This window comes from Streptococcus loxodontisalivarius (assembly GCF_016908645.1).
GTDB lineage: Bacteria > Bacillota > Bacilli > Lactobacillales > Streptococcaceae > Streptococcus > Streptococcus loxodontisalivarius.
In genome coordinates, this window is sequence record NZ_JAFBEH010000016.1 from 1 (window position 1) to 21,925 (window position 21,925).

Consider the following 21,925-nt stretch of genomic DNA (forward strand, 5'->3'; position numbering starts at 1 on the left):
TCACGGCTCATGAGTTTCTCCGTGATTTTGAGGTTGACAATATTAGGAATTTGGTGGTTTTCTCGGACGAGTGAAGTCTTAGCGACAGCCATTTTCCCGCAATATTTACACTTGAAACGACGCTTTTTGAGGCGAATGAGAACCTTGTAGCCAACCATTTCGAGGTAAGGAATTTTGCAGGGTTTCTGGAAGTCGTACTTAACCATGTCTCCTTGGCAATTTGGGCATTGTGGTACATCGTAGTCTAGCTTGGCGTAAAAGACTTTGTGAGTTGGGAACTTGTCAAAATCTTTTTCAAAAGTAATGTTAGGGTCTTTAATATCGAGCGAGTCTTTGATATAATCTACTTGTTCCATATGAATCTTTCTAATGAGTTGTTTTAGCGCTTTTCATTATAAGTCATGTGGGACTTTTTTTCTACATTCAAAAAGCTCTACAATCCCCTTGGTGGATTTACCCACTACAGAAAGTATAGAGCCAAAACAGCTAGAAAGAAAATTTCTAGCTGTTTTTGTTGAAAGATTCAGTTTTTACAGACTTGTCAGAAAATTAAAATATCTGACAAAAATAAAAAATCTAAGCAAAACTATTTACATATATGCTAGAGTCTGATATACTTCTTTAAGTAGAGATTTGAAACGCGTCGTTTTTATCTCTAAGAGGTCCTATTTTTGGAGAGAGAAATAGCCTCACCATAAAGATGGTATTGAAAAGCTTGCGAGTTTCTAAGTGAACTTTCTGACTTAAATCAAATGAAGTAGTAGCATTGTCACATAATATTTCCCATAATCAATGTCCCTCGATAATAAATCAAGTGCTGTAAGGAAGTGGAGAGCTTTACATGCATAAAAGTAATAACCAAGGATTGTGAAAAGGATAGGGTCAGAAAGATTTTTTAGAAAGACTTAAGGGTAATAAGCAACCATCACACAGAAAAAAGCACTGGAAATTCCCAGTGCTTTTTTAGTTTATTTTTATGCCCAGAATTTAGCGGCGATATCTTGACCTTGTTTGATTTTTGCCCATTGTTGTGGGATAGCAAGTTCATTTCCTGAGTCACATGAAGCAAAGCCACATTGGTGAGATAGAAGGAGACGTTCTTTTGGCAAGATTTGAGCAGCTTCTTGGAGAAGTTTGTAGACACGTTCTTCGTCATCAAGGTCAGTTGTTTTTGATGAGAGGAGTCCAAGTACAACTTCGGCATCCTTGTCTTTGAGACTTTCAAGGGCTTTAAGGTCACCAGCAGTTTCGCTGTCCCATTCAAGGAAGAAACGGTCATAGTGTTGGTCACGCAAGAATTTTTCAGCGATAGCTTCATAGGTACCTTCAGCAGCAGAGCGGCTTTCATAGTTACCACGGCAGTTGTGGGTCCAAACCTTAAGTCCAAGTTCATGACCATAGTCTACGACTTCATTGTTGATAGCGATAAATTCGTCAGCCAAGTCAGCTAGCGCAGCATTGCCATCGGCGAAGAATGACGCAGGATTGCTCTCATCAAAGAGTTCCCAGAGACAGTCGTCAAACTGGATAATCTCACCGCCAGCAGCCTTGTAATCGTCCAAGAACTCCTTGTAAGCCTGAATCAAACCAGCCTTGAGGTCGGCGTTAGTTTCGTAGACCTGACCTTGACCAGCTAAGCCATCGAAGATAGCCAACTCAGTGTAGGCGTGAGCAGGACCCCAAACAGTCAATTTAGTGTCTGTGTCGCCAGCTTCAGCTCTTACCAATTTGTAGATATCGATGAAGTGGTGATTTTTACCTGAAAGTGGCTCAGTGATTCGGATACCGATGTCTTTACGCGTCTCAAATTGACCACCGTCATGATCTTGGAAAGTGTAACCGTGATCGGCAATATAGCGCTCGATACCCTTAAGACCCCAGACAAAGTCCAAGTGCCACATTGATTTAGAGTATTCACCATCAGTCAAGATGTCGATACCATTTTCTTTCTGCTCAGCAATGACTTGCTTGATATCAGCCGTTTCAGTAGCTTGATAGCCTTCGAAACTATCATAGAAAGGGTATTGAATATCATCACGATGCTCGATTTGAGTCTTATAGTCGCGCAAATCAGCAGGGCGAAGAAGAGAACCAACCAATTGGAATTTAGACTTTGTCATATAAACTACCTCGTGTTTTTTAAGATAATCCTATCATAACCGACAAATCCCCATTTGAAAAATAGTTAAAATTTGCTAGGAGTTATAGTTTAAAACTATATGGAATTGTAAATGACTATGATAATGAAAAAAATGACAATAATCATTGTCAAAAATAATATGATATGCTACAATGAAAATGTGAAAAGAAAACGATTACAAAATAGGGGGGTCTTATTTATGAAAAAGGGTAAAGAAGTTCTTGATTTAAAATCAATAAAATTTGTGATTTCAATTTTAGTGACAAATATTCTTATAGGCTTGCTTATTATGACACCTCATTACATTTCATTTCAAGAATGGGATTGGTCTGTATTTTGGGCTTATCTTGAGGATGTTTCTCCATTTATTGCTATGCCGATATTTCTTGTTATTTTTAAAGAATATGGAAGTAACTAAAACTCTGGGATTTCTAAAACTTTTAAAGATTAAATCAGATATTAAGGAGTACCTATGGGAATAATCTTAAAAAATCGGCTCAAGGAATTACGAGCCAGAGACGGAGTCAATCAGACCCAAATGGCAAAGTTGGCTGGCGTTTCCAGACAGACCATCAGTCTGATTGAGCGTGGTGAGTACACACCGTCAGTCTTGATTGCTCTGAAAATTTCGCAAGTTTTTCAAGAGCCACTCGAAAACGTCTTTTCAATCGTGGAGGTAGAAGAATGAGAAAAGTGTTCAGTGCTAATGAAAAAGTATATTACGTTTTAGCAATTATCCTATTTGTTGTTAGTCTGCTTATCCTACTTGTGGGAACTTATAATTATTTTTATAAAAATGGAGGCGTTCCTCTTGAGTGGCTACTTTGGTTTTTAATGGGTTTGTCTTCTTGGGTTGATTCAGGAAAATCTTTAGCCGATAAGTGGAGACAGGTGGCTCATGTTTTATCAATAGTTTTACCTCTGATCTGGCTAGTATATAGCTTCCATATTCTTCCGCTTAATACGGATATGACTTGGTATCTTTTGATTATTTACATTTGTTTATTTGGAGATTCATTTAAAAAGAAAGAGGATTAGTGATGAAAACAATGTTTCGTATTTTAAAACAACTAGGTATAGGTGCCTTGGTAGGCGGTTTGATCGGATTTGGGGGTGGTTATCTCTTGGTCGAGGTCGGTCATGAGAGAATGTTGGACCTCGTTTCTTCGGCAATAGTTCTAGATAGTTTCATTTCGTTAGTCAGGATTCTCTATCTAGTGGCTTTTCTTACGGCTATCTCTTATTACATGAGGGCTAAAAAGGACTTTCAAAAGTCTGAAGAGGCTATGGATGACCAGTCTTCGGATGATTTCTATCGCCTTGCCAATAAAAAATCAAGTTACGCTACTATTGCTCTAGGTGTTGCAGCTGTTTTGACAATGCTGGCGCTCATATTATCTTATCGTGTCATGATTTTGGCAGACGGTATGGAACTTTCTATTCCACTGATTGAATTAGCTGCGCTGATTATTGTTGGACTTAGTCAGATTGTCCTCATAAAATTCTATAATAAGGTTAAGGGCATTAACATGCCACTACAACCAACACTCAAAGAATTGAAAAATAATGTTATGCAAATGGATGAAGCAGAGCTAGAAGCCAACTATAAGATGTCCTTCAATGTTCTCTTAAACCTTAGTAATCTTATTTTGCCAGGTCTTTATATCCTTGTTTTCTTCACTTCAATCCTCTTTCAGAGAGCAGAAGTACTATCTATCCTTGTGATTGCAAGTATTCATCTCTATATTATGTTTGCTAATATCAAGATGACACGTGATTTTTACAGTTGAGGAAGTTAAGATAAGTTTGAAATTTATGAAGGAAGAGAATGCTATTAGCTCAGCTTTTCAGTTATAGGGAGGTTGGCTAAGATAGTATTGGAGAGTATATGACTAAAAGAAAATGGATAATTAGTATCTTAGTTTTTCTTCTTATTTGCTTTGGTGCGGGTGGATTTTATTATTATAAAACTTATGGTCCTAAACCTTATAATGAAGAACTGAAAGATAATGGTGGTTGGTATATCGGGTATTCATTGAAATATACCAATATTGGTAATTCAGCTGTTATATTTGAAGGAGATCATTATGCATTATCCAACAAGTATATTATGGGGGCTCGTGTAGGTTATCAAAAGGAGCCATCACAGTTGGATGACCCAAATGAAATTTATCATGATGATTATTTCTATGTTGATTTGTATAAGACGGACTCTACAAAGAAAAAATTAGTTAAAAGCTTGAATATTCTTAGTATTATTCAAAACTACAACAAAAATTACTTACCATATATCCCTTTCACTCCTTACAAAGATAAGGAAACAGGAAAATGGGTCTTTGAAGTATCTATCTTTGATTTTAGTGAAGATAGGTATAGCGATAATTGGATTAGATTTCTAGTAATAGATATTGACTCAGGGAAAGTTATTAGCACTGATTCCCACGATTTAGAAGTTATTTCTGTTGGATTTTCGCCAGTTTATACTCAAAAAGTGACCAATGTCTATGATAAACTCAAGGAAAGAGGTTTCTCTTATTATAAGGACGGAGATGAAGATGACCAGACTGACTATATCTCAGTATTGTATTTCACGGCTGATATTGATTATTCAGAATTACGTCTAGCTAAAGAGTATCCTGAAAGCTTGAAGTTTATGAAAGAGGGAAATAGCTTTAATAATCTTAGTCCTGTTCAAGATAAAGAGATAGCTCGTTTACTTTCTACGGAGGATGAGACGGACCTTTTCCAAGGGGTGACGCTTTATGGAGAATATAGCAAAGATGGTCAAGACCATGTTGTCCAATCCTATGATGATTTGATGAATTGGTATCAGGCTAAGGAGGAATAGAAGAAGCAGGTTTATGATACCTTATATCATAGGTCAAATTCCAATTATTTATCTGTTCTGATGGTCTTGAATAAGTCATTTTCTGTTATACTAGACTAAAAGGAGATTATTATGGCAAGTTGGCAAGAGCTTTACGAGGCTGCAAAGAAGGATTATAATCCTCATTATGTTTCGCCTTTCATTTATTCAAATCATGTGGTGGCTGCTATTGAAGCAGAGGATGGTCAGATTTTCACTGGTTACTGCTTTGAGGCGACATGTGGTGTCTTTCATCTGTGCGCGGAGCGTGCGGCAGCTTTTAACATGTATCAGCAGTCTGGTCAAACGACTATCAAGCGTGTGATTGCTTTTAGGGACAAGGCTCCCTATGGCGAGGGTTCTGGCATGCCTTGCGGGGCTTGTCGAGAGTTTCTCATGCAGCTGTCGGCTGATAATAAGGACTTGGAGTTTATGCTGGACTATGATAAGGGCGAGACTATCACTTTAGGCGAGCTTATGCCTCTTTGGTGGGGGCAGGAGCGAATGGACGCTGGCATTGACGGACTAGACGATTAAGGAGGAAACCCCATGCGCGACAACCACTTACACACACACCACTCTTACGATTCGGATGCCGATTTTAAGGACTATCTGGACACCTATCAGGGCGAGATTGTGACCACCGAGCACTACGACCTGTCCAATCCCTACACCAAGCAGGATGATGTTCCTGACTATGAGGCTTATTCTGGAGAAATCGCAGAGCTTAATCGCATCTATGACAACCGTATCAAGCGAGGGATTGAGATTGGCTACTATGAGCCTCGAGAGGCAGATATTCTCAGCTTCCTAGCTGACAAAGACTATGACCTCAAACTCCTCTCAGTCCATCATAATGGTGTCAACGATTATCTAGATGATGAGGTTGCAGATATGGATAAGCATGCCATCATTCAAGAATACCTTGACAAGCTAGAGTATGCCATTGGACGAGTGGAAGCTGATGTGCTGGCGCATTTCGACTACGGTTTTCGCTTGTTTCAAGTGACGGTTGATGAATTAGCCCAGTACGAAGATCAGCTGCGCAGGATTTTCCGAAAAATGATCGCAGCAGACCTAGCCTTCGAACTCAACAGCAAATCCATGTATCTCTACCATCATGAACATCTCTACCGTTATGCACTTGGACTAGTCAAGGAAGAAGGCTGTCACAAGTATTCTATCGGATCAGATGGTCATAAATTAGAACATTTCCGACTTTCATTCGATAAGATTTCAGCTATTTTGGAGGAATTTGACATTCCTCAGGAAGAAATTCTATAAAACAAAGCCCCGGCAGTTTAATCTGTCGGGGTTAGTCTTTGTCAGTAAATTGCTTGCGATACTGCAGGGGCGTCATTTGATAGCGTTGCTTGAACTGTCGGTTAAAATTTGCCTGGTTTTTAAAACCGATTGACTCGGTGATTTGAGCGATGGATTGGTCAGTTTGGACAAGGGCTTCGCAGGCTTTTGAGAGTCTCAGCTGAAGAAGAAAATCCAAACAAGAAGAGCCTGTATGCTGCTTGAAAATAGTCATGAAATGAGCTCTGCTATAACCAAAATAATCCGCTAAAAAATCGATGGTCAAAGGCTCCATGTAGTGCTGATTGAGATAGGCAATCAGGTCCTTGAGCTTCTCATACTTGCGATAGACATCATCGGTGTAGTGGCGTACTACATAACGCTTACTGTAGAGCAGGTAGAGAAGTTCGTGGAGCTTGGCCTTTAGGAGGATATCATAGTATAGGGGCTGGTCATGGCAGAGCTTGAAAATGGCTTGAACTAAATTCTTAATTTCCTGATAGCCCTCCATGTGGGGCTGGATGCGTGAGAGCAGTTCAAAGTGACCATTGTGGAGTGGTTGCAGGTAGCGCTGGCTGAACTGTTCGATTGTAGACCGCCCCAGATTATCCAGATGAATTTTAAAGGTTTGGCTGATATGCTCCTCCTGATCAATAGGATGGATAGAGTGCATACTGGTAGGCTGGATGAATATCAGATCACCAGGCTGGCTATTGAAAATCTCGTAGTTGATATGAAAGCGAGCACTGCCCTTTTCCACAAAAATAATCTCCAATTCAGGATGCCAATGATAGATGACATCAGGGAAACCATCCTTGATATGAGTCTGGAAAAACTTGTAGGGAAAACCAGATGGATTGTCCTTGAGATGATAAGATGAAGAAGTCATAATGCCTCCTTTAAAGTCTTTTTCTTATTGTAACATAAAAGCCAGGTCAATTTTGCCTGACTTTTAGTTTTATGATTTCTTGCTTGCTTTTGCGTAGAGGAAGTTGAGGGCTAGTCCAATTAGGGCAAGGACGATAGCGACATAAAAGGCGCTGGTGTAGTCTCCTTTATTGGCAGTAGCCATTTGAACGGCAACCTTTGGTGCAAAATAAGCTGCCAATGAATAACCTGTGAAGACGATACCGTAGTTGACACCTTGGTTGGCAGGTCCGTAATTTTCCATAACCATTGATGGAAAGACACTCATAACACCACCGAAGCAGATACCTAGTCCAATGATACCAATCGCAAAACCAATTTGCCCAGGGATGAGAATCATACAGAAGAGAGCGACGGTAACAAATCCTAGAATAAAGGCAAGCGCCTTGCTGCGACCAATCTTATCTGAAATTGTCCCCCAGATGAAGCGACCAGATGAGTTACTGATTGAGTAGAGACTAACATAGAGAGCTGCTGTGCCAGCTGCAAGTCCGAACATAGATTGACCGATAGTAGCCGCTTGTGACGCAATCATAAGACCTGAAAATGCCCCGATAAAGAACATTGAGATAATAATGTAAAAAATTGGAGTCTTAAGCATTTCAGTCCACGTTTTACTTTCCTTACCAGCCTTAGCTGCAGGAGGATTCCAACCTTGAGGTTTATAGCCAGCAGGCGCTGCCTTGATAAAGAAGCTAGCAATGAGAACAATGACGATGTAAGCAAGTCCTAGAGCTTTAAAGGCAAATTTGGCATCGTGTGACTGGATAAGACTTGATGCGATAGGAGAGGCAAGAACAGCAGCGAAGCCCATTCCTCCAGTTAATATTCCTGACGCTAAGCCTCGCTTGTCTGGGAAGAGACGGAGCGTATTACTTAGGGCACCTGAGTAGGCAAAACCTTGCCCCAGCCCTGCCATTAAACCATAAGTAAGATAGAGCATAGCAGGACTTGTAGCGAAACCAGTTAGGAAGAAGCCTAGGGCAAATAGCAAAGCTCCCAAGCTGATGGTCCATTTGACATAACCTCTGTCAACCAAGTAACCACCAAAAATCATGGGAATAGGACCAATAGCGTTATTGATACTAAAGGCTAGCATGGTTTGAGACATTTCCCAACCAGTCTGCTGACTCAGCGGACTAGCGAAGACACTGAAAGCATAGATTGCACCAGTACAAAGTAGAATAGCAGTTGAGGCGATGATGACCTGCCAACGATTAAGTGATTTTTCCATAAGCTGTCCTTTCTGACATTGAGTATGTTTGTTTTTTCACAAGGATAATAACAAAGAATGAAAGGGCTGTCAACGGAATTTGTGAAGAAAATAACAAAAAATCGATATTTTTGTGAAAAATTGTACAATTGTTTTAAAAATCAATACTATTGTTTGAAAGTGCTATTTTTAGCCTATACAAGTGGGTCTAAAGTAGTATAATGGTGTCAGAAATTAAATTGTGAAAGAGGTAACAATATGAAGTTGGTTGCTATTGTCGGAACAAATTCTGACCGTTCTACAAATCGTAAATTGCTGAAATTCATGGCTAAGCATTTTGCTAGTCAAGCAGAGATTGACCTTCTTGAAATCAAGGACCTTCCTGCCTTCAATCAGCCAGAAGATAAAAAAGCTCCTGCGGTAGTTGAAGCTTTCTCAGATAAGATTTTAGCAGCAGATGGGGTCATTATTGCGACGCCTGAGTATGACCATACTATTCCAGCACCTTTAGCCTCAGCCTTGGAGTGGATTGCTTACACTAGCCGTGCCCTCATTAACAAGCCAACCATGATTGTTGGTGCCTCTCTTGGACTACTTGGAACCTCTCGTGCCCAAGCCCACCTACGTCAGATTTTGGACGCTCCTGAATTGAAGGCACGTGTCATGCCTGGTACGGAATTTTTCCTTAGCCGTTCAGAGCAATCATTGACAGATGACTGCGACTTGGTTGTTCCTGAAAAAGTGGCAGAGCTGGAAGATAACTTTGCAGAATTTCAAGAATTTGTCACATTGACCCAAGCCTTGGTTAAAGAAAAGGATACCGATCGTAAAAAAGCCTTCATTTGGGAAACTTGGTTAGAAGCATAGAAAAGAGGGAAAAGAGATGAAATTAGTCGCTATCGTTGGTACCAATGCCAAACAATCTTATAACCGAAACCTCCTCCAGTTCATGAAGAAACACTTTGCTAAGAAGGCCGAGATTGAGGTTATGGAAATTACTGATGTTCCTATGTTCAATGAGACAGATGATCAAACAGACACACCGATTATCCAAGCCTTCAACCAGAAAATCTCTGAAGCAGATGGTGTTATCATTGGAACAGCTGAGCATAACCACACCATTTCTTCAAGCCTAAACAGCCTGCTAGAATGGTTGTCCTTTAACATCCACCCTCTTGATGGCAAACCAACCATGATTGTCGGTGCTTCTTATGATATCCAGGGTTCTTCTCGTGCCCAATTGCACCTGCGCCAAATCCTAGATGCACCAGGTGTTAATGCAACCGTTATGCCAGGAAGTGAGTTCCTTCTCAGCCGAGCTCACAAGGCCTTTGATGAAGAAGGAAACTTGATTAACGAAGGAACAATCGACTTCCTTGACTCATGTTTCTTTAAATTCCAACGTTTTGTAGAAGTTGCCAATCAGCTCAATCTTCCAGAAGAAATCAAATTTGAACCAGGAACCTATCAAGTAACCACTGAAGGTCACAATGGTAAACTTCCTATGGAAGTGACTCTGTCTGAGCAACGTATTGAAAAGATTGATATTGACAGCTCAGGTGAGACCTCAGGGATTTCAGACATCGTCTTTACCCGTGTTCCTGCTGAGATTATTGAAGGTCAAACCCTCAATGTCGATGCTATCTCAGGAGCATCTGTTACGTCAAACGGTGTCCTAGACGGCGTTGCGCGTGCGGTTAAATTAGCTGGTGCCAATCCAGATGTTCTTAGAAAATGCGATAAGGCACCATCAGCCTTGGACAAAGAAAATCGCCTATACGAAACTGACGTCGTTGTTGTCGGTGGAGGCGGTGCCGGTCTTGCAGCTGCGGCAGCCGTTCTTCAGGAGGGTAAGGAAGTTATCGTCGTTGAGAAATTCCCTGCAATCGGAGGAAATACGGTCCGTGCAGGTGGTCCTATGAATGCGCCAGACCCAGCTTGGCAAAAGGGCTTCGCTGCTAATCCTGGTGAAGATCATAACTTGCAAGAACTGATTGCCATGGACCTTGAAGCCATCGATCCAGAATTCCGTGATGATTTCAAAGTCCTGCAGCTAGAAGTTGAAAACTACCTCAAAGATCCAAGTTACCTCTTTGACTCAACCCTTCTTTATCGCATTCAAACCTATCTTGGTGGGAAACGTTTTGACCGTCAGGGTAATGAAATTCACGGTAATTACGACCTGATCAAGGTCTTGACTGAAAATGCCATCGGCTCTGTTCGTTGGTTGGAAGAAATTGGTGTTGAGTTTGATCACAGCCAAGTAACCATGCCTGTCGGTGCTCTCTGGCGTCGTGGACATAAACCCGTTCAACCTATGGGATTTGCTTTTATTTCCGTCCTAGAAAAATTCGTTCGTGAAAATGGCGGAGCGATTTTGACAGATTCTCCAGTTAAAAAATTAATTGTGGAAGATGGTCAAATCAAGGGCATTATCGCTACAGGACGCAATGGTCAAAAAATCACCATCAATGCCAAGGCTGTTGTCCTAGCATCAGGTGGCTTCGGTGCCAATACCAAGATGCTTCAACAGTACAATACTTACTGGTCAGAAATTGATGACAATATCGCAACATCAAATACTCCAGCGGTTACAGGTGACGGTATTCTATTAGGTCAAACTGTCGGTGCAGATCTTGTTGGTATGGGATTCAGCCAGATGATGCCTGTTTCAGATCCCGTTACAGGTGCCCTCTTCTCAGGACTTCAAGTGCCACCAGCCAACTTTATTATGGTCAATCAAGAAGGTAAACGTTTCGTTGACGAATATGGCAGCCGTGACAAATTGTCTCAAGCAGCCATTGACAATGGTGGACTCTTCTATCTCATTGCTGATGATAATATTAAGGCGACAGCTTATAATACCAGCCAAGAAAAAATCGACAAGCAAGTTGAAGCTGGAACCCTCTTTAGAGCAGATACTTTAGAAGAATTAGCAGTGCAGATCAACATTGATCCAAAAGTTCTAGTTGAAACCATCAGCAACTACAATTCTTATGTAGACGCAGGGCATGACCCAGAATTTAACAAGGGAAGCTTTGACCTTAAATGTGAAAAAGCACCATTCTATGCTACCCCACGCAAGCCAGCTGTTCACCACACCATGGGAGGACTCAAAATCGATCCCCAAACCCATGTTATCGCTGAAACTGGCAAGGTCATTCCAGGGCTTTATGCAGCAGGCGAAGTGGCAGGAGGCCTCCACGCAGGTAACCGCCTAGGAGGAAATTCACTGACAGACATCTTCACCTTTGGACGTATCGCAGGCCAAACAGCAGTCAAAGAATTTTGTTAAGCAAAAAGAGTTTGAATCCTTGATTCAAACTCTTTTCTCTTTCTTTCAATAGAAGTAAAGTGATTCGATAAGGATATCCTGGTCTGGGTAGTTTGTCTTGATATCCTGGACGATTTCATTATAAAGCTGGGTTACTTTTTCCTTTTTCTCTGGAAATTCATAACCAATATAGAAAAATTGACATTCAATGGTATGAAAAAGCTCGTGAAAGAGGCTATTGACTTCTTCCAATTTAGCAATCAGCTCACTATCTTGGGCAATAAAATCAGGAATAGCTCTGCGACTTTCCGCAAATTCATCGACGAGTTTCAAAGGAAAACTCCCATATTCAAGGCTTAGTTCGTAGGTCATATCTGGTCTCCAATCTTTTCCCATAGTCTAGCATAAGTTTTGGGAAATAGCAGAGCTCATGCTCACTTATTTTAATAATCAAATGATTTCCAAAAGACTTATGAAAACGGTATAATGCTTTCATAAACTATTTAGAATTTAGGAGACATGATGTCTAAAGATATACGCGTTTTGCTTTACTATAAATATGTTCCCATCGAGAACGCCAAAGAGTATGCTCAAGTTCACCTTGATTTCTGTAAGTCAATTGGACTCAAGGGACGTATCTTGATTGCTGACGAAGGGATCAACGGCACAGTTTCAGGTGACTATGAAACAACTCAAAAGTACATGGACTGGGTACACAACGATGAACGCTTTGCTGACCTCTGGTTCAAGATTGACCTCGAAGAGGAGCAAGCCTTTAAGAAAATGTTCGTTCGTTATAAGAAAGAAATTGTTCACCTAGGTTTGGAGGACAACGATTTTGATAGCGACCTAAGTCCGCTTGAAACAACAGGTGCTTACCTATCACCACAAGAATTCAAGGATGCTCTGCTTGACGAAGATACAGTTGTTCTTGACACTCGAAATGACTACGAATATGACCTAGGACACTTCCGCGGAGCTATTCGCCCAGATATTCGCAACTTCCGTGAACTACCACAATGGGTACGTGATAATAAGGAAAAATTCATGGACAAACGTGTGGTTGTTTACTGTACAGGTGGTGTCCGCTGTGAGAAATTCTCTGGTTGGATGGTCCGTGAAGGATACAAAGATGTCGGTCAGCTTCACGGCGGCATTGCTACATACGGAAAAGACCCAGAAGTTCAGGGAGAGCTTTGGGATGGTAAAATGTACGTCTTTGATGAACGTGTTGCCGTTGATATTAACCATGTTAATCCAGTTGTTATCGGTAAAGACTGGTTCGACGGTAGTCCCTGTGAGCGTTACATCAACTGTGCCAATCCTTTCTGTAACCGCCGTATCCTAGCTTCAGAGGAAAATGAAGCTAAGTATGTTGGTGGCTGTTCTGCAGAATGCCGTGCTCACGAACGTAATCGTTATGTCCAAGAAAATGGTCTCTCAAAAGCTGAATGGGAAAGCCGCCTACAAGCTATCGGTGAAAGCTTAACAAGCCTTGCCTAAAAATGAAAACTGCTGAGTCAAACTCGGCAGTTTTTTTCTACAATAAAATAAAAAATCTGAGAGCTTCTCCCAGATCATTTCTTCTTAGTGGCTAACACGTTTACGTGCTGCTTTTTTACGGTTTTCTTCGATGAAGGCGATTTTCTTTTCTTCAGGTTCGATGATTTTTTTCTTAACAGCATAAGCAGCACCACCGACAGCAGCTGCAGAAGCGATAACGCCAGTTACGAGACCTTTTGCGAATGCGAATTTTTTAGCCATATTGATATCCTCCTGATTAGCATCTCTTACGAGACTTCTTATGATATAATAAGCATAACGCAAAAAGGTCTAAATAACAAGTGAAAGAGCATGCTTTCCTTAAAAATCAGACCTCAGACCGATATCAATGAGAAAAGGAAGATATAGTGAAAGAAAAAATTCTAGTCATCGTAGGACCGACAGCAGTTGGAAAGACTGCCTTAGGAATTAAGTTGGCACAGAGATTTGACGGCGAAATTATTTCAGGCGACAGCCAGCAGGTCTATAAACATCTGGACATTGGGACTGCCAAGGCGACAGCCGATGAGCAGGCGCAGGCTGCTCACCACTTGATAGATGTGCGTGAGGTAGACGAGACCTATTCGGCTTTTGATTTTGTGACTGAGGCCAAGGCGGCTATTGCAGACATCAGCGCTCGAGGTAAGCTACCCATTTTGGTTGGAGGAACTGGACTTTACCTCCAAAGCTTACTTGAAGGTTATCATCTGGGTGGTGATCTGGATCAAGAGGAGCTTCTTAACTATCGTAAGGAACTTGAGGACTTGGACGATGAGACGCTTTTTGGAAAAATAGCAGAGCTATCTATAGAAATCTCACAGCTCAACCGAAGACGAGCTATCCGAGCACTGGAGTTAGCACGCTTTGGACAGAATATGGAAAATAGCCAAGCACCCTATGAAGCCATGATTATTGGACTCAATGATGACCGCCAGCTAATCTATGACCGTATCAACCAGCGTGTTGATGTCATGATGGTTGAGGGTTTGCTCGATGAAGCCAGATGGCTCTATGATAACTATCCTCAAGCCCAAGCTAGTCGCGGAATCGGCTATAAGGAGCTTTTTCCTTATTTTGAAGGGCAGCAGAGCTTGGAAGAGGCTACTGAAAAACTCAAACAAAATACAAGACGCTTTGCCAAGCGCCAGTTAACTTGGTTTAGAAACCGTATGACCGTTGATTTCTATCAAATCAGTGATCCAGAGATGCTATCTCAAATTACAGAAAAAGTGACGACATTTTTATCATAAGACTCAGTAAACCTTGATAGTTTTATCGAGGTTTTTAGTTTTATAACAAATATTACAAAATATTTCAAAAATGTTACAAAAAGTACTTGATTTTTATTTCAAGCTCAGCTATAATAAATTTAGAAATTGAAAGGGGTATCATAATGAAAAAGAAAAGTTATATTTTAGGATCAGTTTTAGTTTTGGCACTCTTTGCTGCAGGAATTTCAAACAATCAACTTGCCTATGCAGAAGATAGTCAAACAGAATCTAGCCAAGTGACTACTGTCCTTGAAACATCTGAAGCGACTGTGACAGAAGCAAGTGAGGAATCATCAGCTAGCTCAGCTATTGCCCTTGATTACCTACCAGCAAACCTTCAAGGAACTTGGGAAAACAATTACGAAAGCGATGGACAGTCTTACAATGTTCGTATGATTGTGACCAATAATGGCTTGTCAGTGCAAATCAAGTCAGGGGATCAAGAGTCTCTTGAATCAGTTCAAGTTGCTAACATTGAACAGTTGGCAGAGGGTGTTTACTCATTTGATATCACATCATCTTATGCTGAACTCAATAATGAAGTTCTTATCGGTGATGTCGACTATTCTCAAATAAGTGGTTTGGTATTAGCAAACGACAAACTCTATCTTCAATTCGGAGCAGATCTTTCTGCAGATAATTGGTCAAAAGATTACGCATTCACAAGCATTGACCTATCAAATGTCGATTACGATACAATCGATTTTCCAAAAGAATTGGTCGGTACTTGGCAGGCAAGTGTCAGCTGGGGTGGTAACCAAAATGTGCAGGAAACTTATGTGATTTCTGCTGATGGAAAAGTGTCAAAAAGCTTTGTTGATCAGAATGCTGGTATGGATATTTCTGAAGAAATGTCGATTTCTAAGGTTCAAAAAGTTGGAGACAATCTCTATCGCTTAGTTGCTCCAGATGGTTCATTCTTAGAAGGTGGTATTGGTGGCATGTATGTTCAGTACCAACAAGGTTTCTACTTGGATGGTGATGTTATGAAACCAGTACTTTGGAGCTCAAGTAGCTTTGAAGAAATGACTTACGATAATCCATCATTCGGTAGTGAATTTACAAGAGTCTCAACTGATGGGCAGGCTGCATCTGATAAGACAGCTTCAAGTTCAAATTCAAGCTCACAAAGTTCTTCATCATCTAGTTCAAGTCAGGCAAGTTCAAGCTCTGCTCAGAAAGAAGACAAATCTTCAAATCTTCCTTCAACTGGTGAAACTGTATCAATCTTGGGTGCAGTTGGTCTAGTTATCTTGGCTGCTGTCGGTGTCTATCTCCTTAAGAAGAAAAAAGAAAAATAAAGATATTCTCCAGAGCCTCTGAGCTTTGGAGTTTTCTTGTTTTTCAGTTCAGATTTTAAGTATTTTTTGATATAATATTGAAAAGAGAAAAAATATAGTCTAGTGGTTTCTTTTACTAGGCTCCTTTTTATGAAAAAAAGAAAATGGAGGCATCCTATGATAGAAACTCAGAAAAAACAAGAGCGTGTTATCTTGGTTGGTGTTGAGTTGCAGAACACTGAGAATTTTGACATGTCCATGGAAGAGTTGGCCAGTCTAGCTGAGACAGCAGGTGCTGAGGTGGTTGCATCCTATACTCAGAAAAGAGAGCGCTACGATAGTAAATCCTTTATCGGTTCTGGAAAACTAGAAGAAATTAAGAATATGATTGAAGCTGATGAGATTGATACGGTTATCGTTAATAACCGCTTGACACCTCGTCAAAATTCTAATTTGGAAGCGGCTTTTGATGTTAAGGTGATCGACCGTATGCAGCTGATTTTGGATATTTTTGCCATGCGTGCCAGAAGTCACGAAGGAAAGCTCCAAGTTCATCTAGCTCAGCTTAAGTATATGTTGCCACGCTTGGCAGGTCAGGGCGTTATGCTTAGCCGACAAGCTGGTGGAATCGGGAGCCGTGGTCCTGGTGAGAGTCAGTTGGAGCTTAACCGACGTTCCATTCGCAATCAGATTTCGGATATTGAGCGCCAACTCAAAATTGTTGAGAAAAACCGTGATACGGTCAGAGAGCGTCGTCTAGATTCTGAGACCTTTAAAATTGGTCTGATTGGTTATACAAATGCCGGAAAATCAACAATCATGAATCTACTGACTGATAATCGTCAGTATGAGGCTGATGAGCTCTTTGCAACACTAGATGCGACAACTAAGCAGATTTATCTCAAGGATCAATTTCAGGTGACTTTGACAGATACTGTTGGTTTTATTCAGGATTTGCCGACTGAGTTGGTTGCAGCCTTCAAGTCAACCTTGGAGGAGAGCCGTCATGTTGATCTCTTGCTGCATGTTATCGATGCTTCAGATGCTAATCATGCTGAGCAGGAGAAGGTTGTCCTAGACATTCTTGAAGATTTGGATATGCTAGATATTCCGAGACTAGCTATCTATAATAAAATGGATGTGACAGAAAAACTGACAGCGACAGCTTTTCCCAATGTCCGTCTATCAGCCCGTGCTGATGGGGCCAGAGATTTGTTAAGACGCTATATCATAGATGAAATTCGTCACCTTTTCCAATCTTTTTCAATCAAGGTTTCAGCGCAAAATCTCTATAAACTTTACGATTTACACAAGGTTGCTCTCTTGGATTCTTACCAATTTGAGCATAATGAAGAAGAAATCACAGGCTATATCGCTGAGAAAAATAAATGGAGGCTAGAAGAACTTTATGACTGAAATGATTGAACTGGCATTGACTTACGGTGGTTATACCAGTTTGGATAAGGTCTTTTTAAGCAATCAGCTGCAAAATCTGTCTAAAGAAGAGCAGTTGGCTTTTATCACACCTCCACCAAGCGTTATCAATGCCTACTTTGCTGAACTCTATCAAAAGCAGGGACCGACAGCGGCGACAGATTATTTTGCACAAATTTCAGAAGCCTTTAATCTCTGGAATAGTCAGCCCTCTTTCGATGAGACAAAACCTTTTATTCGTCTCAATCTTTCTGGCAAGTCTTACGGTTTATGCTTTGAGAGTGCCAACCAAACTGCTCTTGTTTTCCCAGAGGAAGATAGTCAGCCTAGCCTAGACCTACTTTTTGAGCTGGCGCAGATTTTCCCACAGTATAAGGTTTATAGAGAGCAAGGACAAATCAAAATGGCAGCGCAGGAGTTTGATGAGACTGTCTTAGAGGATTTGACGCCTGAATCTGCTCTGTTGAGTCAAATTAGTCGCTTAAAGGCAGGCTTTATCAAGATTAAGAGTTTCAATGCCGATGAATTAGCCGAACTTTTGCAGGCTTATAAGGGGCAGTGCTATGTGACTTTCCAGCAGAGAGAGTACATCGCCTATATTAAAGAACAGAATTAGTATCAGAAAGGACAGCCTTTGGGTGTTTGCCCTGTAAAACATTTTAGACTAGCAATCAGTTTAAGATTGGCTTTAGTAGATTAAGTATGGAATTACAATTTTTGGGGACGGGTGCTGGTCAGCCGGCCAAGCAGCGTAATGTGTCGAGCCTTGTTTTGAAGCTCTTGGATGAGATCAATGAGGTTTGGATGTTTGACTGTGGCGAGGGGACGCAACGTCAGATTTTAGAGACTACCATTAAACCCCGCAAAATCAAGAAAATTTTTATTACCCACTTGCATGGGGATCATGTTCTAGGTTTACCAGGTTTTTTGTCAACACGTGCCTTCCAAGCAAATGAAGAACAGACGGATGTTGATATCTATGGACCAATTGGTATCAAGCAGTTTGTCATGTCTAGCTTGAAGGTGACGGGTTCTCGTCTACCTTACCATATCAATTTCCATGAATTTGATGATAAATCACTTGGAAAGATTTTGGAGACTGACAAGTTCACTGTCTATGCCGAAAAACTCGACCACACGATTTTTTGTGTTGGTTACAGAGTCATGCAAAAGGACCTTGAAGGTACCTTGGACGCAGAAGCGCTTAAGGCAGCAGGTGTGCCTTTCGGACCACTTTTTGGTAAGGTGAAAAATGGTCAAGATGTTGTCCTAGAAGATGGCACTAAGATTATTGCCAAGGATTACATTTCTGCACCTAAAAAAGGTAAGATTGTTACCATTTTAGGAGATACTCGCAAGACCGCAGCCAGTGCTCGTCTGGGCTTGGGAGCTGATATTTTGGTTCATGAGTCAACCTATGGCAAGGGCGATGAAAAGATTGCCCGCAATCATGGTCACTCAACCAATATGCAGGCAGCAGAAGTAGCCAAAGAAGCATCTGCTAAGCGTCTCCTCCTCAATCACGTGTCAGCTCGTTTCCTTGGACGTGATTGCAAGCAGATGGAGCGCGATGCTGCAACTATTTTTGAAAATGTTCATGTGGTCCGTGACCTAGAAGAAGTTGAGGTATAGTCAGTAGGATGGAAAAACGCCTTATTGTCATTACAGGAGCAACAGGTGGTATCGCTCAAGAATTGGTTAAGCTGATTCCTGAGAGCGACCAGCTTATTTTAATGGGACGTAGTCAAGAGCGCTTACTTGAGGCATTTGGCAGCAAAGCCAATCAACACTTGATGGCTCTTGATATTACAGATGATGCTGCAGTTCAAGAGGCTGTTGAAAGCATTTATCAACAATTCGGTCAGATAGATATCTTTATCAACAATGCTGGCTTTGGCGAGTTTAAGGCCTATGATCAGTATGATTCTGAAACGATTCGTCAGATGTTTGATGTCAATACCATTGCCATGATTAACTTTTCACGCTTGGTCGGTCAGAAAATGGCAGAGCGTGGACAAGGGCAGCTAATCAATATCGTTTCGATTGCTGGCTTGGTTGCATCAGCTAAATCAACCATCTATTCGGCAAGCAAATTTGCCATGATTGGCTTTTCGAACGCCCTACGTTTGGAATTGGCTGATGCCGGTGTCTATGTGACAACCGTCAATCCAGGCCCGATTGCTACCAAGTTTTTTGACAAGGCGGATCCGTCAGGAGATTATCTCAAATCCGTTCAACAATACACCTTGCAAGCTGATGTGGTTGCTAAACGCATCTACAAGATTTTCGGAAAAAATAAGCGTGAACTCAATATGCCTTTTTCCCTAGCAGCGACAGCCAAATTGTACAGTCTCTTCCCAAAAACAGGAGACTATCTAGCCCGCAAGGTCTTTAACTACAAATAGAGAAATATAAGATTTAATGATTACTTCAAAATATGATTGGCATCTCAATGACAAGGCTGTTGATGATGCCTTTTTAAAACTAGCCAAAGAGGCTAATTTGACAGAGGATGCTGCTAAGATTTTGGTGGCTAGAGGTGTCGACAGCAAAGAGGCACTCGATGATTTTTTAGCTGCTGATTTGTCGCACCTTCATGATCCTTATCTCCTCCATGACATGGAAAAGTCTGTGGCACGTATTCGTCAGGCTATCGAAAACTATGAGCAGATTCTGGTTTATGGTGACTATGATGCCGATGGGATGACCAGCGCCAGCATTATCAAAGAAACCTTGGAGATGATGGGTGCTGAGGCTCAGGTCTATCTCCCTAATCGCTTCACCGATGGTTACGGCCCCAACCTAAGCGTCTACAAGTACTTTATTGAGCAGCAGGATATTTCCTTGATTATCACGGTGGATAATGGCGTAGCTGGACAGGAAGCTATTTCCTATGCCCAAGAGGCAGGAGTGGATGTCATCGTGACAGACCACCACAGCATGCCAGCAGAGCTTCCAAATGCTTATGCTATTGTTCACCCAGAACATCCAGAAGCTGACTATCCTTTTAAACATTTAGCAGGTTGTGGCGTTGCTTTCAAATTAGCTACGGCACTTCTTGAGACTATTCCTACTGAAATGTTGGATTTGGTAGCCATTGGTACAATCGCTGATATGGTCAGTCTGACTGACGAGAACCGAATCATGGTTAAGGTCGGTCTGCAAATGCTGAAAGACACCGAGCGAGTTGGTTTGCAGGAGTTGATGCAGATTTCTGACATTGACCGAAACACTATCAATGAAGAAACAGTTGGTTTCAAGATTGCTCCCCAGCTAAATGCACTTGGGCGTCTGGATGATCCCAATCCTGCAATTGAGCTTCTAACTGGTTTTGATGATGATGAAGCGCAGGCAATTGTCATCATGATTAATGGTAAAAATGAAGAGCGCAAGGAGATTGTGCAGACCATCTTCGATGAAGCTATGAGCATGGTTGATTTGGATAAGCCTGTTCAGGTTCTTGCCAAGGAGAACTGGCATCCAGGTGTTCTTGGGATTGTTGCTGGTCGTATTATGGAACAGATTAGTCAGACAGTTGTAGTCTTAAATATTGAAAATGGCTCTGCTAAAGGCTCTGCCCGCAGTCTGGAATCGATTAATATCTTCCAAGCTCTGGATGATCATCGAGATATCTTCACAGCCTTTGGGGGACATGCTGGCGCTGCTGGTATGACGCTTCCTGAAGAAAATCTTGAAACCTTGTCAGACTTGCTCTGCCAATTTGTCATTGACAATGAGATTGATACGAGTCTCAAAAATCCTTTGCAGCTTGATGAGGAATTGCAACTGGAAGATCTCAGTCTTGAAACTATTAAGTCTCTTGAAAAACTAGCTCCATTCGGTATGGACAATAAGAAACCTGTCTTCTGGCTCCGCCATTTCCAAGTGACACAGGCTAGAACCATGGGGCAGGGCAATGCCCATCTTAAGTTGAAAATCCAGCAGGGGCAGGCAAGTTTTGATGTGGTTGCCTTTGGTCAAGGTGCTTTGGTTCAGGAATTTCAACAGGCGCAGGGCTTAGAACTTGCAGTGACTCTGTCTGTCAATGTCTGGAATGGTGCAACGACTCTCCAATTGATGATGGAGGACGCTCGTGTTGACGGCGTTCAGCTTTTCGACATTCGTGCTAGAAATGCTAGTCTCCCATCAGGTGTAGCCCTGTATTCTGAGGGTGCTCGAGGTCCTGTTTTGGTTCTGGATGAACTACCAGAAAGTGCAGAAGACCTGAAAGAAAGCCTTGCTAATCAGACTTTCCAAGCCATCTATTTTAAAAATGACATCAAGCAAAGTTATTACCTAACGGGCTTTGGGACACGAGATCAATTCGCCAAGCTCTATAAGACCATCTATCAGTTCCCAAATTTTGATGTGCGTTACAAGCTCAAAGAGCTCAGCTCTTATCTGAAAATTGATCAGATTCTTCTGGTTAAGATGATTCAGATTTTTGAAGAATTAGGCTTTGTAAGCATTTCTGACGGTGTGATGACAGTTGTTAAAGATGCTCCAAAACGTGCTTTTGAAGAGAGTAGCATCTATCAGGAACTCAAGGCAACAGTCAAATACCAAGAACTAATGGCTTTGGGAACACCACAGGAAATCTATAACTGGCTGACACAAGAGTAATCTTGTGCAGTAATCGTCTCTTTAAACAAGGATTAGAATAGACTGACGACAAT

The 21,925-nt window shown here is 41.4% G+C and carries 23 protein-coding genes; 17 read left to right on the forward strand and 6 right to left on the reverse strand.

Translation table 11 applies throughout. From position 1 onward, the window contains the following. The coding region (locus JOC28_RS04575) for a transposase family protein (protein WP_205009464.1) at positions 1 to 356 on the reverse strand (356 nt) is incomplete at its 3' end. A gap of 618 nt (positions 357 to 974) precedes the next feature. After that, positions 975 to 2,120, reverse strand: a complete 1,146-nt coding sequence (locus tag JOC28_RS04580; RefSeq protein WP_205009465.1) for a cobalamin-independent methionine synthase II family protein — start codon at positions 2,118 to 2,120, stop codon at positions 975 to 977. 219 nt (positions 2,121 to 2,339) lie between these two features. Between JOC28_RS04580 and JOC28_RS04585 the strand changes: the two genes are divergently transcribed. The 7 genes from JOC28_RS04585 to JOC28_RS04615 all read left to right on the forward strand — a co-directional run bounded on the left by JOC28_RS04585 (position 2,340) and on the right by JOC28_RS04615 (position 6,290). Beyond that, positions 2,340 to 2,558, forward strand: a complete 219-nt coding sequence (locus JOC28_RS04585) for a hypothetical protein (protein ID WP_205009466.1) — start codon at positions 2,340 to 2,342, stop codon at positions 2,556 to 2,558. Between the two features lie 54 nt (positions 2,559 to 2,612). Next, positions 2,613 to 2,828: a helix-turn-helix transcriptional regulator gene (locus tag JOC28_RS04590; RefSeq protein ID WP_205009467.1), complete on the forward strand. Its 216-nt coding sequence runs from the start codon at positions 2,613 to 2,615 to the stop codon at positions 2,826 to 2,828. Next, the gene (locus tag JOC28_RS04595; protein ID WP_205009468.1) at positions 2,825 to 3,178 is read left to right on the forward strand and encodes a hypothetical protein; all 354 of its coding nucleotides are present in this window, start codon (positions 2,825 to 2,827) and stop codon (positions 3,176 to 3,178) included. The genes JOC28_RS04590 and JOC28_RS04595 overlap by 4 nt, the downstream gene beginning before the upstream one ends. A gap of 2 nt (positions 3,179 to 3,180) precedes the next feature. Then, positions 3,181 to 3,930 carry a DUF3169 family protein gene (locus JOC28_RS04600; RefSeq protein WP_205009469.1) on the forward strand — a complete coding sequence of 250 codons (750 nt, stop codon included), beginning with the start codon at positions 3,181 to 3,183 and terminating at the stop codon, positions 3,928 to 3,930. A 98-nt stretch (positions 3,931 to 4,028) separates the two neighbouring features. Next, positions 4,029 to 4,988 (forward strand): hypothetical protein, encoded by a 960-nt coding sequence (locus tag JOC28_RS04605; protein WP_205009470.1) that lies wholly within the window; start codon positions 4,029 to 4,031, stop codon positions 4,986 to 4,988. Between the two features lie 111 nt (positions 4,989 to 5,099). Further along, complete coding sequence (locus tag JOC28_RS04610; RefSeq protein WP_205009471.1) at positions 5,100 to 5,543, forward strand: cytidine deaminase family protein; 444 nt, start codon at positions 5,100 to 5,102, stop codon at positions 5,541 to 5,543. A gap of 12 nt (positions 5,544 to 5,555) precedes the next feature. Next, entirely contained in the window at positions 5,556 to 6,290 is a 735-nt protein-coding gene (locus JOC28_RS04615; RefSeq protein ID WP_205009472.1) for a PHP domain-containing protein, read from the forward strand. A 31-nt stretch (positions 6,291 to 6,321) separates the two neighbouring features. Here JOC28_RS04615 and JOC28_RS04620 read toward each other — a convergent pair whose 3' ends face one another. Together JOC28_RS04620 and JOC28_RS04625 are read right to left on the reverse strand one after the other, a co-directional pair. After that, complete coding sequence (locus JOC28_RS04620; protein ID WP_205009473.1) at positions 6,322 to 7,197, reverse strand: AraC family transcriptional regulator; 876 nt, start codon at positions 7,195 to 7,197, stop codon at positions 6,322 to 6,324. Between the two features lie 69 nt (positions 7,198 to 7,266). Beyond that, positions 7,267 to 8,469 carry an L-lactate MFS transporter gene (locus JOC28_RS04625; RefSeq protein WP_205009474.1) on the reverse strand — a complete coding sequence of 401 codons (1,203 nt, stop codon included), beginning with the start codon at positions 8,467 to 8,469 and terminating at the stop codon, positions 7,267 to 7,269. 237 nt (positions 8,470 to 8,706) lie between these two features. On the opposite strand from JOC28_RS04625, the gene JOC28_RS04630 reads away from it, so the two are divergent. After that, positions 8,707 to 9,315 carry an NADPH-dependent FMN reductase gene (locus JOC28_RS04630; protein ID WP_205009475.1) on the forward strand — a complete coding sequence of 203 codons (609 nt, stop codon included), beginning with the start codon at positions 8,707 to 8,709 and terminating at the stop codon, positions 9,313 to 9,315. A 16-nt stretch (positions 9,316 to 9,331) separates the two neighbouring features. Further along, positions 9,332 to 11,743, forward strand: a complete 2,412-nt coding sequence (locus tag JOC28_RS04635; RefSeq protein WP_205009476.1) for a flavocytochrome c — start codon at positions 9,332 to 9,334, stop codon at positions 11,741 to 11,743. Positions 11,744 to 11,788: 45 nt separating this feature from the next. Here JOC28_RS04635 and JOC28_RS04640 read toward each other — a convergent pair whose 3' ends face one another. Next, positions 11,789 to 12,094: a hypothetical protein gene (locus JOC28_RS04640; RefSeq protein WP_205009477.1), complete on the reverse strand. Its 306-nt coding sequence runs from the start codon at positions 12,092 to 12,094 to the stop codon at positions 11,789 to 11,791. Positions 12,095 to 12,244: 150 nt separating this feature from the next. Here JOC28_RS04640 and trhO point away from each other — a divergent pair, with 150 nt between their 5' ends. Next, on the forward strand, positions 12,245 to 13,225 hold the full coding sequence (gene trhO, locus JOC28_RS04645) for an oxygen-dependent tRNA uridine(34) hydroxylase TrhO (protein WP_205009478.1): 981 nt from the start codon (positions 12,245 to 12,247) through the stop codon (positions 13,223 to 13,225). Between the two features lie 84 nt (positions 13,226 to 13,309). On the opposite strand, the gene JOC28_RS04650 is transcribed toward trhO, so the two are convergent. Further along, positions 13,310 to 13,486, reverse strand: coding sequence for a DUF3042 family protein (locus JOC28_RS04650; protein ID WP_205009479.1), 177 nt, complete (start codon positions 13,484 to 13,486; stop codon positions 13,310 to 13,312). A 146-nt stretch (positions 13,487 to 13,632) separates the two neighbouring features. Between JOC28_RS04650 and miaA the strand changes: the two genes are divergently transcribed. From miaA to recJ, 7 genes are all read left to right on the forward strand, one after another. Beyond that, entirely contained in the window at positions 13,633 to 14,514 is an 882-nt protein-coding gene (miaA, locus tag JOC28_RS04655; protein WP_205009480.1) for a tRNA (adenosine(37)-N6)-dimethylallyltransferase MiaA, read from the forward strand. 143 nt (positions 14,515 to 14,657) lie between these two features. Next, positions 14,658 to 15,836, forward strand: a complete 1,179-nt coding sequence (locus JOC28_RS04660) for an LPXTG cell wall anchor domain-containing protein (protein WP_205009481.1) — start codon at positions 14,658 to 14,660, stop codon at positions 15,834 to 15,836. Between the two features lie 156 nt (positions 15,837 to 15,992). Further along, positions 15,993 to 17,231 (forward strand): GTPase HflX, encoded by a 1,239-nt coding sequence (hflX, locus tag JOC28_RS04665; RefSeq protein WP_205009482.1) that lies wholly within the window; start codon positions 15,993 to 15,995, stop codon positions 17,229 to 17,231. Continuing rightward, entirely contained in the window at positions 17,224 to 17,865 is a 642-nt protein-coding gene (locus JOC28_RS04670; RefSeq protein WP_205009483.1) for a cystathionine beta-lyase, read from the forward strand. Before hflX ends, JOC28_RS04670 begins: the two co-directional genes overlap by 8 nt. 86 nt (positions 17,866 to 17,951) lie before the next feature. Continuing rightward, positions 17,952 to 18,881, forward strand: a complete 930-nt coding sequence (rnz, locus tag JOC28_RS04675) for a ribonuclease Z (RefSeq protein WP_205009484.1) — start codon at positions 17,952 to 17,954, stop codon at positions 18,879 to 18,881. 8 nt (positions 18,882 to 18,889) lie between these two features. Then, positions 18,890 to 19,654 (forward strand): SDR family NAD(P)-dependent oxidoreductase, encoded by a 765-nt coding sequence (locus JOC28_RS04680; protein WP_205009485.1) that lies wholly within the window; start codon positions 18,890 to 18,892, stop codon positions 19,652 to 19,654. A gap of 16 nt (positions 19,655 to 19,670) precedes the next feature. Then, positions 19,671 to 21,872, forward strand: coding sequence for a single-stranded-DNA-specific exonuclease RecJ (recJ, locus tag JOC28_RS04685; RefSeq protein ID WP_205009486.1), 2,202 nt, complete (start codon positions 19,671 to 19,673; stop codon positions 21,870 to 21,872). The last annotated feature ends 53 nt before the right edge of the window (positions 21,873 to 21,925 follow it).

Excerpts from the sequence above, each read along its gene's own strand:
- JOC28_RS04580 (WP_205009465.1), bottom strand. The coding sequence starts at position 2,120 with ATGACAAAGTCTAAATTCCAATTGGTTGGTTCTCTTCTTCGCCCTGCT.
- JOC28_RS04585 (WP_205009466.1), top strand. The coding sequence starts at position 2,340 with ATGAAAAAGGGTAAAGAAGTTCTTGATTTAAAATCAATAAAATTTGTG.
- JOC28_RS04590 (WP_205009467.1), top strand. The coding sequence starts at position 2,613 with ATGGGAATAATCTTAAAAAATCGGCTCAAGGAATTACGAGCCAGAGAC.
- JOC28_RS04595 (WP_205009468.1), top strand. The coding sequence starts at position 2,825 with ATGAGAAAAGTGTTCAGTGCTAATGAAAAAGTATATTACGTTTTAGCA.
- JOC28_RS04600 (WP_205009469.1), top strand. The coding sequence starts at position 3,181 with ATGAAAACAATGTTTCGTATTTTAAAACAACTAGGTATAGGTGCCTTG.
- JOC28_RS04605 (WP_205009470.1), top strand. The coding sequence starts at position 4,029 with ATGACTAAAAGAAAATGGATAATTAGTATCTTAGTTTTTCTTCTTATT.
- JOC28_RS04610 (WP_205009471.1), top strand. The coding sequence starts at position 5,100 with ATGGCAAGTTGGCAAGAGCTTTACGAGGCTGCAAAGAAGGATTATAAT.
- JOC28_RS04615 (WP_205009472.1), top strand. The coding sequence starts at position 5,556 with ATGCGCGACAACCACTTACACACACACCACTCTTACGATTCGGATGCC.
- JOC28_RS04620 (WP_205009473.1), bottom strand. The coding sequence starts at position 7,197 with ATGACTTCTTCATCTTATCATCTCAAGGACAATCCATCTGGTTTTCCC.
- JOC28_RS04625 (WP_205009474.1), bottom strand. The coding sequence starts at position 8,469 with ATGGAAAAATCACTTAATCGTTGGCAGGTCATCATCGCCTCAACTGCT.
- JOC28_RS04630 (WP_205009475.1), top strand. The coding sequence starts at position 8,707 with ATGAAGTTGGTTGCTATTGTCGGAACAAATTCTGACCGTTCTACAAAT.
- JOC28_RS04635 (WP_205009476.1), top strand. The coding sequence starts at position 9,332 with ATGAAATTAGTCGCTATCGTTGGTACCAATGCCAAACAATCTTATAAC.
- JOC28_RS04640 (WP_205009477.1), bottom strand. The coding sequence starts at position 12,094 with ATGACCTACGAACTAAGCCTTGAATATGGGAGTTTTCCTTTGAAACTC.
- trhO (WP_205009478.1), top strand. The coding sequence starts at position 12,245 with ATGTCTAAAGATATACGCGTTTTGCTTTACTATAAATATGTTCCCATC.
- JOC28_RS04650 (WP_205009479.1), bottom strand. The coding sequence starts at position 13,486 with ATGGCTAAAAAATTCGCATTCGCAAAAGGTCTCGTAACTGGCGTTATC.
- JOC28_RS04660 (WP_205009481.1), top strand. The coding sequence starts at position 14,658 with ATGAAAAAGAAAAGTTATATTTTAGGATCAGTTTTAGTTTTGGCACTC.
- hflX (WP_205009482.1), top strand. The coding sequence starts at position 15,993 with ATGATAGAAACTCAGAAAAAACAAGAGCGTGTTATCTTGGTTGGTGTT.
- JOC28_RS04670 (WP_205009483.1), top strand. The coding sequence starts at position 17,224 with ATGACTGAAATGATTGAACTGGCATTGACTTACGGTGGTTATACCAGT.
- rnz (WP_205009484.1), top strand. The coding sequence starts at position 17,952 with ATGGAATTACAATTTTTGGGGACGGGTGCTGGTCAGCCGGCCAAGCAG.
- JOC28_RS04680 (WP_205009485.1), top strand. The coding sequence starts at position 18,890 with ATGGAAAAACGCCTTATTGTCATTACAGGAGCAACAGGTGGTATCGCT.
- recJ (WP_205009486.1), top strand. The coding sequence starts at position 19,671 with ATGATTACTTCAAAATATGATTGGCATCTCAATGACAAGGCTGTTGAT.